The sequence below is a fragment of the Enterobacter cloacae complex sp. IR5458 genome, assembly GCF_049238025.1.
GTDB lineage: Bacteria > Pseudomonadota > Gammaproteobacteria > Enterobacterales > Enterobacteriaceae > Enterobacter > Enterobacter kobei.
Window position 1 is genome coordinate 1 of sequence record NZ_JBMKIF010000062.1, and the last position, 11,599, is coordinate 11,599.

At 49.5% G+C, this 11,599-nt stretch carries 11 protein-coding genes; 9 read left to right on the top strand and 2 right to left on the bottom strand.

Features of this window, described 5'->3' with window-relative positions; genetic code table 11:
- Positions 1-162: 162 nt before the first annotated feature.
- Positions 163-2,610, top strand: coding sequence for an Ag(+)-translocating P-type ATPase SilP (gene silP, locus ACOTYN_RS24835; RefSeq protein ID WP_274416917.1), 2,448 nt, complete (start codon positions 163-165; stop codon positions 2,608-2,610).
- 40 nt (positions 2,611-2,650) lie between these two features.
- Positions 2,651-2,848: a DUF2933 domain-containing protein gene (locus ACOTYN_RS24840; protein WP_274416918.1), complete on the top strand. Its 198-nt coding sequence runs from the start codon at positions 2,651-2,653 to the stop codon at positions 2,846-2,848.
- 33 nt (positions 2,849-2,881) lie between these two features.
- Here ACOTYN_RS24840 and ACOTYN_RS24845 read toward each other — a convergent pair whose 3' ends face one another.
- Entirely contained in the window at positions 2,882-3,619 is a 738-nt protein-coding gene (locus ACOTYN_RS24845) for a peptidoglycan DD-metalloendopeptidase family protein (RefSeq protein ID WP_332959545.1), read from the bottom strand.
- A 288-nt stretch (positions 3,620-3,907) separates the two neighbouring features.
- Positions 3,908-4,357: a copper resistance protein gene (locus ACOTYN_RS24850; protein WP_001023257.1), complete on the bottom strand. Its 450-nt coding sequence runs from the start codon at positions 4,355-4,357 to the stop codon at positions 3,908-3,910.
- A gap of 234 nt (positions 4,358-4,591) precedes the next feature.
- Here ACOTYN_RS24850 and pcoA point away from each other — a divergent pair, with 234 nt between their 5' ends.
- The 7 genes from pcoA (at position 4,592) to pcoE (ending at position 11,443) form a co-directional block, all read left to right on the top strand.
- On the top strand, positions 4,592-6,409 hold the full coding sequence (gene pcoA / locus ACOTYN_RS24855; RefSeq protein WP_000925242.1) for a multicopper oxidase PcoA: 1,818 nt from the start codon (positions 4,592-4,594) through the stop codon (positions 6,407-6,409).
- Positions 6,410-6,414: 5 nt separating this feature from the next.
- The gene (gene pcoB / locus ACOTYN_RS24860) at positions 6,415-7,305 is read left to right on the top strand and encodes a copper resistance outer membrane transporter PcoB (protein ID WP_332959547.1); all 891 of its coding nucleotides are present in this window, start codon (positions 6,415-6,417) and stop codon (positions 7,303-7,305) included.
- 39 nt (positions 7,306-7,344) lie between these two features.
- A complete protein-coding gene (pcoC, locus tag ACOTYN_RS24865) occupies positions 7,345-7,725 on the top strand; it encodes a copper resistance system metallochaperone PcoC (RefSeq protein WP_000025662.1) in 381 nt (126 codons plus the stop codon).
- A gap of 55 nt (positions 7,726-7,780) precedes the next feature.
- Entirely contained in the window at positions 7,781-8,659 is an 879-nt protein-coding gene (gene pcoD, locus ACOTYN_RS24870; RefSeq protein WP_229692861.1) for a copper resistance inner membrane protein PcoD, read from the top strand.
- Between the two features lie 54 nt (positions 8,660-8,713).
- Complete coding sequence (pcoR, locus tag ACOTYN_RS24875; RefSeq protein WP_001188930.1) at positions 8,714-9,394, top strand: copper response regulator transcription factor PcoR; 681 nt, start codon at positions 8,714-8,716, stop codon at positions 9,392-9,394.
- On the top strand, positions 9,391-10,791 hold the full coding sequence (gene pcoS / locus ACOTYN_RS24880) for a copper resistance membrane spanning protein PcoS (protein WP_274416920.1): 1,401 nt from the start codon (positions 9,391-9,393) through the stop codon (positions 10,789-10,791). The genes pcoR and pcoS overlap by 4 nt, the downstream gene beginning before the upstream one ends.
- Positions 10,792-11,008: 217 nt before the next feature.
- Positions 11,009-11,443 carry a copper resistance system metallochaperone PcoE gene (gene pcoE, locus ACOTYN_RS24885; protein WP_274416922.1) on the top strand — a complete coding sequence of 145 codons (435 nt, stop codon included), beginning with the start codon at positions 11,009-11,011 and terminating at the stop codon, positions 11,441-11,443.
- The last annotated feature ends 156 nt before the right edge of the window (positions 11,444-11,599 follow it).

The window sequence follows — 11,599 nt, forward strand, 5'->3', positions numbered from 1 at the left end:
AGCCTATCTCTTATCTGGAGATACAGCTACTGTCTGGTGTTTCAGGGGGCTACATCAGGACGCCGGTAGCAGGCACTCCTGTGCCGGCGATATTCGTGGTAATCGCATCCATGACATACCCTGAAGACAGAAGATGCTTCGGTATGCATAAGGAGAGTTACTGTGAAAAATGACAATGCAGTGCAACACAACAACCAGACTGCTTCTGAGCAGACATTATCCCCGGACGAGGGCCACGTATTGCATAAGGTGAGAGATCCCGTGTGCGGGATGGTCATCCTGCCTGACAAGGCGCACAGCAGCATTCGATACCAGGACCATCAGCTTTATTTCTGCTCCGCCAGCTGTGAGAGCAAATTTAAAGCCCATCCCGATCATTATTTTACCGAAGATGCCAGTGAACATTCCCATCACCATCACCACGATCATCACGAAGTCAGCCCTGATCAGATAAAACAGCCTCACAACCAGGCGGAAAAAGAGAATTCTGAAGGTGTGTGGACATGTCCGATGCACCCGGAGATACGCCGCAGTGGTCCCGGAAGCTGTCCTGTCTGTGGAATGGCACTGGAGCCGCTCGTAGCTACGGCATCCACGGGGCCGAGTGATGAACTTCACGACATGACAAGACGCTTCTGGCTGGGGTTGTTGCTGGCGTTTCCGGTTCTGGTACTCGAAATGGGATCTCATCTGTTTCCCGACTTGAGGAATACAGTACCGCCACAGTACAACACATGGCTGCAGTTGCTTCTGGCCTCCCCTGTCGTGTTGTGGTGTGGCTGGCCATTCTTCGCCCGGGCCGGAATGTCGTTACGTAACCGCTCCCTGAATATGTTTACCCTTGTTGCAATGGGGACCGGCGTAGCCTGGGTTTACAGCGTCATTGCAACCGTCTTCCCCTCCTGGTTTCCTGCATCGTTCAGAAACATGGATGGCCTGGTGGCCGTTTATTTTGAAGCCGCAGCAGTTATTACGGTGCTTGTTCTGCTGGGACAGGTTCTTGAGCTGCGGGCACGGGAACAAACCTCAGGCGCCATTACTGCGCTTCTGAACCTTGCCCCCAAAACCGCCAGACGGCTGGATCATGACGGTCATGAAACGGATATTAATGCGGAAGATGTCCTGCCTGGCGATAAGCTCCGCATCAGACCTGGAGAGAGTATTCCGGTCGACGGTATCGTGATCGAAGGCAAAACAACCGTGGATGAATCGATGGTGACCGGGGAGTCTATGCCGGTTACCAAAACGAAGGGTGACCCTGTCATTGGGGGGACGATTAATCAGACAGGTAGTCTTATCATCCGTGCAGAGAAAGTCGGTGATGAAACGATGCTCTCACGAATTGTTCAGATGGTCGCTGATGCACAGCGTTCGCGTGCCCCCATCCAGAGAATGGCAGACAGCGTTTCAGGCTGGTTTGTTCCTCTGGTGATACTTATCGCGGTTGTTGCTTTCTTGATCTGGTCTGTCTGGGGGCCCGAGCCCAGGATGGCGCACGGTCTCATTGCGGCTGTGTCGGTCCTGATTATTGCCTGTCCCTGCGCGCTGGGACTGGCCACGCCGATGTCGATAATGGTGGGGGTGGGCAAAGGCGCCCAGGCCGGGGTGTTAATCAAGAATGCCGAAGCCCTTGAGCGTCTTGAAAAAGTGGACACGCTGGTTGTCGACAAAACAGGCACGCTCACGGAAGGTTCGCCTACGGTGACAGGGATTATCAGTCTCAATTCGGGAGGCGAAACATCTCTTCTACGTTTAACGGCCGCAGTGGAAAAAGGCTCGCAGCATCCGCTGGGTGTGGCAGTAGTTAAAGCAGCACAGGAAAAGGGGATCGCGATACCGTCGGTCAGTAATTTCAATGCTCCGTCGGGTAAAGGCGTCTCAGGCGATGTTGAAGGTCAACGGGTTGTTATTGGTAATGAACTGGCTATGCAGGAAAACAGTATCGTTATTGATAATCAAAAGGCCGTTGCGGATACGTTGCGGATGGAAGGCGCTACCGTTATCTATGTGGCGACAGACGGGCACCTTGCAGGCCTGATAGCTATCTCGGATCCCGTGAAAGCAACCACACCGGATGCGCTTAAAGCGTTACGTCAGGCGGGGATACGCATTGTTATGCTCACCGGGGATAACCAGCTTACTGCTGAAGCAGTCGCACGGAAACTGGGAATAGATGAGGTTGAAGCCGGAGTTCTGCCTGACGGAAAAAAAGCAGTGATAACCCGACTGAAAGAGTCTGGTCATGTGGTTGCAATGGCGGGGGACGGTGTAAATGATGCCCCGGCACTTGCTGCGGCTGACGTGGGCGTAGCCATGGGAACGGGTACTGATGTCGCAATTGAAAGCGCCGGAATCACCCTTCTCAAAGGCGATTTGATGATACTGAACAGGGCCCGTCATCTGTCAGAGATCACCATGAAAAATATCCGGCAGAATCTGTTTTTTGCATTCATCTACAACGCACTTGGCGTGCCTGTGGCAGCAGGTCTGCTTTACCCTCTTTATGGAATTCTACTGTCGCCGGTTATTGCGGCGGCGGCCATGGCTCTTTCCTCCGTCAGCGTCATTCTAAATGCGTTGCGTCTGAAAAGTGTCAGGCTCGGGAAATAACCCTGAATGAAGGCTCTGTTACGAACAGAAGGAGTCCAGAATGAAAAGTACAACTTATGCTCTTATTGCAGTCGTCTCGATCGCGGCGTTTGCTCTCCTGCGCGAACACTGGTCACATGTGGCAGGTTACTGGCCATATCTGTTACTGCTGCTTTGTCCGCTCATGCATCTTTTCCACGGTCACGGGGGGCATGGAGATCATCAACATCACGGAAGTGAAAACGATAAAAAAAATTAATCCGGCAGACGGGACCGCGTCGCGGTCCCGTTATCAGTCCAGGTATCGTTCGTAGTCTCTGGCATGCGCAAAGGCATGCTGTTCGAGTTTGTTATCAGCGGGTGCCGCCGTCCGGAACGCCAGTGAGTTAACAGGATTGTTATTGATGACCAGCTCGTAATGCAGATGAGGACCGGATGAACGTCCGCTGTTACCGGATAACGCAATAGCGTCTCCCCGGGTAACCCTGGCCCCTTTAGTAACGAGTATTTTATTGAGGTGGAGATAGCGAGTTTTAACACCGGCTTTTCCCGTTACTTCAACAAAATATCCCATGGTACTGTTGTATTCGGCCCGGGTGATTTTTCCGTCGATGACGCTGACTATTTTCGTGTTCATGGGCATGGAATAATCAATGCCATTATGGGGACTCACTTTTCCCGATACCGGGTTAAGTCTTGCAGGATTGAAAGGCGAACTGAGTCTTGCTGTGGCCAGTAACGGATAATCGAGACTGCCTTTCCCGGAAGTATCGGAAAGGTTATAGAACTTTTTATCTGATATACGATACGCCGTGTAATTAAATGAACCGGACGTAAATTTATAGGCCACGACACGTGATTTTCCCGCTTTCTTTTGCAGTACGAGTTTTAATGATTCATTTTTTTTCAAATGCCGCAGATTAAACCGGGAAGGCAAGGAGCGCTGAAGAGTAGCGATCTCGTTCGATTCCAGCCCCGAGCGGGTGGCTGAAAGGTAGGCATTTTCTTTTACGACATCGGTAGAATACATTTACTGGAATTCGCCGTTAGCATGAACACTGCGGCGTATGCTAGGGGTTTTCAGGAGGCGTGTCATCTGTCAGTTAATCGGGAGCACCGTTGATGGTCGTCATTTTTGTAACATATCTTGTTTCCCGTTTGCTCCGGAAGCTCTGGGAACTGTATGACCAGCCCGACGGTGATGATTAACGGGACTGAAACAGGTTACGGCAGAGCAATATGGGGCTCATGTCCTGCTACGTAACCCGTCAGTAAAGCCCTGCTGCGCACCTGACGCTAAGCACTAACCCGCCTGCAGTTACCTGGTCGAATACAGCCCGCGAAGCTTTCTTGCCTGCGTCTGATGTGCTTCCGCACCGGCATTATTGACCTGCTCATGCACGAGAGCGGCTTTTTCTCCGGCATTCAGTTCGTTAAAAGAAGAAGACGAGGTCTTTGAATTTGCATCACTGCCGGACAGCATTTTTTTATGTTCCTCAATCATTTTCTGATGCGCATAGGACGCGCTGTTGTTCATAAATGAATGAGCAACAATGGCCCTTTCATGTTCATTCATTTCAGAGAATGAGGGCGTGTTGTTTTTATTAACCCTGTCCGGTAAGTTTTCATGCGTCGAGGAATTCACATGACTGACGGCTGAGGCATTATTAACAAATCGATGTGCTTCATGGGCAATATCACTGGACTGAGCAAAAGCTGCCCCACAAAATAAAGCTGTAAACGCAGTGGTCGTGATTAATATATTCATGTGTAATTACCTTCTGAGGTACATAAAAGATGTCCTTATGATCATATATAAAAATAATCAACCTGTGGGGAAGATGACGTAAATGTAATACAGCTATGTACATTACACGATTGTAATGAATTTGTTTCTTAAGGTGTGCTAGATTCATTTCATTGTAAGTGGATGAACCAGTAATTTAATTTAAATCGGTTCTCGAATTCTGTCAGTAACCATACTTTAAATAAGGGAATGCGCATGCTGTTGAAAACGTCTCGACGAACTTTCCTGAAGGGGTTAACCCTCTCTGGCGTAGCCGGAAGTCTTGGCGTATGGAGTTTCAATGCGCGTTCCAGTCTGAGCCTGCCAGTTGCCGCATCCCTGCAGGGTACTCAGTTTGACCTGACCATTGGTGAAACGGCCGTCAATATCACGGGCAGTGAGCGTCAGGCCAAAACAATCAATGGAGGCCTGCCGGGGCCCGTTCTTCGCTGGAAAGAAGGTGACACCATTACCCTGAAGGTCAAAAACCGTCTTAATGAACAGACGTCCATTCACTGGCACGGCATTATTCTTCCGGCCAATATGGATGGTGTTCCGGGGCTGAGTTTTATGGGCATAGAGCCTGATGATACCTACGTTTACACCTTTAAGGTTAAGCAGAACGGGACTTACTGGTACCACAGCCATTCCGGTCTGCAGGAACAGGAGGGGGTATACGGTGCCATTATCATCGATGCCAGGGAGCCAGAACCGTTTGCTTACGATCGTGAGCATGTGGTCATGTTGTCTGACTGGACCGATGAAAATCCTCACAGCCTGCTGAAAAAATTAAAAAAACAGTCGGATTACTACAATTTCAATAAACCAACCGTTGGCTCTTTTTTCCGCGACGTGAATACCAGGGGGCTGTCAGCCACCATTGCCGATCGGAAAATGTGGGCTGAAATGAAAATGAATCCGACTGACCTCGCGGATGTCAGTGGCTACACCTACACCTATCTCATGAACGGGCAGGCCCCGCTGAAAAACTGGACCGGACTGTTCCGTCCCGGTGAAAAGATACGCTTACGGTTTATCAACGGCTCGGCAATGACCTATTTCGATATCCGTATCCCCGGGCTGAAAATGACGGTCGTGGCTGCAGATGGCCAGTATGTAAACCCGGTTACCGTTGACGAATTCAGGATTGCCGTTGCCGAAACCTATGATGTCATTGTGGAGCCTCAGGGTGAGGCCTATACCATCTTCGCACAATCCATGGACAGGACCGGTTACGCTCGAGGGACACTGGCCACGAGAGAGGGGTTAAGTGCTGCCGTTCCCCCCCTCGATCCCCGTCCTCTGTTGACCATGGAAGATATGGGTATGGGGGGAATGGGACATGATATGGCAGGAATGGACCACAGCCAGATGGGAGGCATGGATAACAGCGGAGAGATGATGTCTATGGACGGTGCTGACCTTCCGGATAGCGGGACATCCTCCGCGCCCATGGATCACAGCAGCATGGCCGGTATGGATCATTCCCGGATGGCCGGAATGCCGGGTATGCAAAGTCATCCTGCGTCAGAAACGGATAACCCACTGGTTGATATGCAGGCGATGAGCGTCTCTCCGAAATTAAATGATCCGGGTATTGGTCTTCGAAATAACGGAAGAAAGGTTCTCACGTACGCGGATTTGAAAAGCCGCTTTGAGGATCCTGACGGACGTGAACCTGGCCGTACCATAGAACTGCATTTAACCGGCCACATGGAAAAGTTTGCCTGGTCATTTAACGGAATCAAGTTTTCAGATGCCGCACCGGTGCTGCTGAAATACGGTGAGCGGCTCAGGATCACGCTGATCAACGATACCATGATGACTCACCCCATTCACCTGCATGGTATGTGGAGCGATCTGGAAGATGAAAACGGTAATTTCATGGTTCGTAAACACACAATAGATGTTCCCCCTGGTACAAAACGCAGTTACAGAGTGACAGCAGATGCGCTTGGCCGCTGGGCGTATCACTGCCATTTGCTCTATCACATGGAAATGGGAATGTTTCGTGAAGTCCGGGTGGAGGAATGATGCGAATGAAGAGAAATTTGAAGGCCATACCTGTTCTGGTCGCCGGTTTGTTTACCTCACAGCTTTCTATTGCGGCGGGCTCCGTCTCTGCAGATCCCCACGCCGGGCACGACATGTCTGCCATGCAGATGCCAGCAGATGAGAATTTCACTGAGATGACGTCAATGGAGCCCATTGTAACTGAGAGCAGAACGCCAATTCCGCCTGTTACCGATGCCGACCGGAAGGCTGCATTCGGCAATTTACAGGGGCATGCGATTCACGACAGTGCGATTAATTATCTGGTTCTGCTGGATCAACTGGAATGGCAACGGTCGGATAACACCAACAATTTCAGCTGGAGTGTTAACAGCTGGATTGGAGGCGACACAGATCGGATTTGGCTAAAGAGTGAAGGTGAACGAAGCAATGGGGAAACGGAGGCGGCTGAAGCGCAGTTACTCTGGGGACATGCGGTTGGCCCATGGTGGGATTTGGTTGCGGGTGTCAGGCAGGATTTCAGATCTGCTTCTGCCCGGACCTGGGCTGCTGTCGGTTTTCAGGGGCTGGCACTCTATAATTTTGAGTCTGAAATTACGGGTTTTGTCAGTAATGGCGGAAAAGCAACCCTTCGTCTGGGAGGAGAATACGACGTTTTACTGACTAACCGGCTCATACTCCAGCCATCCTATGAGGTGAATTTCTACAGTCAGGATGATGAATCGCGGGGTCGCGGCAGGGGACTGACTGACACAGAGCTGGGGCTCCGGCTGCGCTATGAAATACGCCGTGAGTTTGCACCCTATATAGGCGTTTCCTGGAATCAACTTTACGGGAAAACATCCGATATGGCGAAAAGAGAAGGTGAGAAAGACCATCAGGTAGTATTCCTGGCGGGAGCCAGAATCTGGTTTTAACGCACTGATATAAAACACTCAACTAAACAGGTAAATAAAATGTCGATTTTAAATAAAGCCATTCTTACAGGTGGCCTCGTTATGGGCGTTGCTTTCTCTGCTATGGCCCATCCGGAATTAAAAAGCTCTGTGCCACAGGCTGATTCAGCCGTAGCGGCCCCGGAAAAGATTCAGCTTAATTTCTCGGAAAATCTGACCGTGAAATTCTCAGGTGCAAAATTAACGATGACGGGTATGAAAGGCATGTCATCACATTCTCCGATGCCGGTCGCGGCAAAAGTGGCGCCAGGCGCTGACCCTAAATCGATGGTCATTATTCCGCGAGAGCCTTTACCCGCTGGCACTTATCGTGTTGACTGGCGCGCGGTTTCTTCAGATACGCACCCTATTACCGGTAATTACACCTTTACAGTGAAGTAATATTATGAACGACCTGATTATGATTGTTATTCGTTTTCTTCTTTATCTGGATTTGATGGTAATATTTGGATTGCCATTTTTTCAGATATATGGAATAAGCGGTGTCAGACATGAAACCTATAACCTGACTAATTTCAGGTCGTTTATAACCTTTGCTGTTGTTACAGGCATCATTCTTACTGGCATTAATATGCTCCTGGTATCTAATGCCATGAGTGGAGTAACTGACCTCAGAGAATTATCCATCCATGTTATCGAGATGGTGATAGAAGAAACTGATGTGGGTATTAGCTGGATTGTCAGGCTCTGTGCCCTGTTTACCACACTCGGTGCTTTGTTCCTTTACACTAATAAGAGAGTATTGTCCTGCCTGCTGATGACGATGAGTGGGGGCGTGGCGCTGGCTACACTTGCCTGGGGAGGACACGCCGTTATGCATGACGGTCTGCATTACTATCTCCATTTACTGAGCGATCTGACCCATCTCGGCGCTGCAGGTGCCTGGACAGGTGCTCTGGTTGCATTTGCTATCCTGCTGATGCGCAGAAACGAGCATAATGCACAGAGCGTCATTGTGATATCTGACTCCCTGGCAAAATTTGCCACGGCAGGAACGGTGATTGTTGTAGCCCTGATCCTGAGTGCGCTGGTCAACTATCTGTATATTGCTGAGGGTAACTTAACTCCCTTATTCAACAGTTCCTGGGGGAGGATATTGCTTGCCAAGACGGCTCTGTTTGTTCTGATGCTTCTTCTGGCTGCAGCAAACCGGTTTCACCTGGGTCCCCGGCTTGAAGTTATGGTCAGGGAAGGGAATTATGATCGCAGCGTTGCCCTGATGCGAAACAGCATCCTGACAGAATTCGTTGTTGCGATTATCATTCTGGGCGCCGTAGCGTGGCTCGGAATGCTTGCTCCGTCTCAGGTCAGCTAGGGGACAGCCAAAGCTCATGCGTGAGATTTTTACTTTCATATCAGCGAGTTGACCATGCAGCGTATTTTAATCGTTGAAGACGAACAAAAAACAGGTCGTTACCTGCAGCAGGGACTGGTTGAGGAAGGCTATCAGGCCGATCTCTTTAATAATGGCCGCGATGGTCTCGGGGCCGCGTCGAAGGGACAGTATGATTTGATAATACTGGACGTGATGCTGCCTTTCCTCGACGGGTGGCAAATCATCAGCGCACTGAGGGAGTCCGGGCACGAAGAACCGGTCCTGTTTTTAACCGCAAAGGACAACGTGCGGGACAAAGTGAAAGGACTGGAGCTTGGCGCAGATGACTACCTGATTAAGCCCTTTGATTTTACGGAGCTGGTTGCACGTGTAAGAACCCTGCTGCGCCGGGCACGCTCGCAGGCCGCAACAGTCTGCACCATCGCCGATATGACCGTTGATATGGTGCGCCGGACCGTGATCCGTTCGGGGAAGAAGATCCATCTCACCGGTAAAGAATACGTTCTGCTTGAGTTGCTGCTGCAACGCACCGGAGAAGTGTTACCCAGGAGTCTTATCTCGTCCCTGGTCTGGAACATGAATTTTGACAGTGATACGAATGTGATTGATGTCGCCGTGAGACGTCTGAGAAGTAAAATTGATGATGACTTTGAGCCAAAACTGATCCATACCGTTCGCGGTGCCGGATATGTCCTGGAGATCAGAGAAGAGTGAGGTTCAAAATTTCCCTGACCACACGCCTGAGCCTGATTTTTTCTGCGGTGATGCTTACGGTATGGTGGTTATCAAGTTTTATCCTGATTAGCACCCTTAATGGCTATTTCGATAATCAGGACCGCGATTTTCTGACAGGTAAACTTCAGCTCACCGAAGAGTTTCTTAAAACAGAGACGTTCCGGAACAAAACGGATATTAAGTCATTATCAGAAAAAATAAACGATGCGATGGTAGGGCACAATGGTTTATTCATTTCTATAAAAAACATGGAAAATGAAAAAATTGTTGAACTCTATGCCAAAAATTCTGTTGTTCCAGCGGTCCTGCTTAATAAGTCGGGTGATATTCTCGACTATATGATCCAGACGGAAGAAAATAACACCGTGTACCGCAGTATCTCGCGGCGGGTTGCCATGACGCCGGAACAGGGTAAAAGCAAACATGTCATCATTACGGTTGCCACGGATACTGGGTATCACACCCTGTTTATGGACAAACTCAGTACCTGGCTGTTCTGGTTCAATATCGGTCTGGTCTTTATTTCTATTTTTCTGGGCTGGCTGACAACACGTATTGGTCTGAAACCGTTACGGGAAATGACCAGTCTTGCATCTTCCATGACAGTGCATAGCCTGGACCAGCGTCTCAATCCCGATCTGGCACCGCCGGAAATCTCTGAGACCATGCAGGAATTTAATAATATGTTCGATCGTCTGGAGGGATCATTCCGGAAACTCTCAGATTTCTCTTCTGATATCGCGCATGAGTTGCGTACACCGGTCAGTAATCTGATGATGCAGACGCAGTTTGCACTGGCTAAGGAAAGGGATGTATCGCATTACCGCGAAATTTTATTCGCGAACCTGGAAGAACTGAAAAGATTGTCACGAATGACCAGTGACATGCTTTTTCTGGCGCGTTCAGAACATGGTCTGCTGCAGCTGAATAAACATGACGTGGATCTGGCAGCCGAGTTAAACGAATTACGTGAGCTGTTCGAGCCTCTTGCAGACGAGACAGGAAAGACAATCACGGTTGAAGGTGAAGGGGTTGTTGCCGGAGACAGCGACATGTTGCGACGTGCTTTCAGTAACCTGCTTTCAAATGCAATCAAGTATTCTCCCGATAACACATGTATTGCGATACGCCTTGAGAGTGGCAGTGACTGTATGAACGTGCTGATTACGAATGCGATGTCTGGCTCAGTTCCCGCCAATCTTGAACGTTTGTTTGACCGCTTCTATCGCGCAGATTCATCACGGGTCCACAACACAGAAGGTGCGGGGCTGGGGTTATCGATAACGAGGTCAATCATTCTCGCTCACGGGGGCGAATTGTCAGCAGTACAGCGGGGGCGGGAAATTGTGTTCAAAGTGCGCCTGTTAAAGGATTAATACCGTGATTCAGGAGAAACCTGGAAGGTGACAAAATTGTCATCATTCAGTCACGCGATAAACAGAGGCGGTTTTTTATAATTAATCATAAATCAGGAGCAGTGTGATAACACAATCACCTGGTTCCTGAAGTGATGAAAAACCCGCCCTGAGATCAAGTGCTTTCTCTGTTATAAGCCATTGATTGTTTGGGTATGAAAACACCGGAGACCCAACCATGAAAAAGATCCTTGTATCCTTTGTTGCTATTATGGCTGTCGCTTCATCCGCCATGGCTGCAGAGACAATGAATGTACATGACCAGGTAAATAATGCCCAGGCACCTGCCCATCAGATGCAGTCATCCGCTGAAAAAAGTGCAGTTCAGGGAGACAGCATGACAATGATGGATATGAGCGGTCACGATCAGGCCGCAATGTCCCATGAAATGATGCAAAACGGCAACGCTTCTGCCCACCAGGACATGGCGGAAATGCATAAAAAAATGATGAAAGGCAAACCTGGAGCCACCAACGAAACCGCAAAGTCATTTTCTGAAATGAACGAGCATGAGAAAGCCGCGGTTGTGCACGAGAAGGCGAATAACGGCCAGTCCTCCGTTATTCATCAGCAGCAGGCTGAAAAGCATCGCAGCCAGATCACCGAGAATTAACCCACAGCTCCACTTGTTAGACCCTCATTTGACGCCGAATTCACTGGCTTACGCTCCCGTCCGGGAGCGTTTTTTTATCATTACTAATGAATGTAATTTGATGTAGCCCCCTGAAACACCAGACAGTAGCTGTATCTCCAGATAAGAGATAGGCTT

What these genes read in the sequence shown, in the direction of transcription:
- ACOTYN_RS24840 (WP_274416918.1), top strand. Translation starts at nt 2,651, where the DNA reads ATGAAAAGTACAACTTATGCTCTTATTGCAGTCGTCTCGATCGCGGCG.
- ACOTYN_RS24845 (WP_332959545.1), bottom strand. Translation starts at nt 3,619, where the DNA reads ATGTATTCTACCGATGTCGTAAAAGAAAATGCCTACCTTTCAGCCACC.
- ACOTYN_RS24850 (WP_001023257.1), bottom strand. Translation starts at nt 4,357, where the DNA reads ATGAATATATTAATCACGACCACTGCGTTTACAGCTTTATTTTGTGGG.
- pcoA (WP_000925242.1), top strand. Translation starts at nt 4,592, where the DNA reads ATGCTGTTGAAAACGTCTCGACGAACTTTCCTGAAGGGGTTAACCCTC.
- pcoB (WP_332959547.1), top strand. Translation starts at nt 6,415, where the DNA reads ATGAAGAGAAATTTGAAGGCCATACCTGTTCTGGTCGCCGGTTTGTTT.
- pcoC (WP_000025662.1), top strand. Translation starts at nt 7,345, where the DNA reads ATGTCGATTTTAAATAAAGCCATTCTTACAGGTGGCCTCGTTATGGGC.
- pcoD (WP_229692861.1), top strand. Translation starts at nt 7,781, where the DNA reads ATGGTAATATTTGGATTGCCATTTTTTCAGATATATGGAATAAGCGGT.
- pcoR (WP_001188930.1), top strand. Translation starts at nt 8,714, where the DNA reads ATGCAGCGTATTTTAATCGTTGAAGACGAACAAAAAACAGGTCGTTAC.
- pcoE (WP_274416922.1), top strand. Translation starts at nt 11,009, where the DNA reads ATGAAAAAGATCCTTGTATCCTTTGTTGCTATTATGGCTGTCGCTTCA.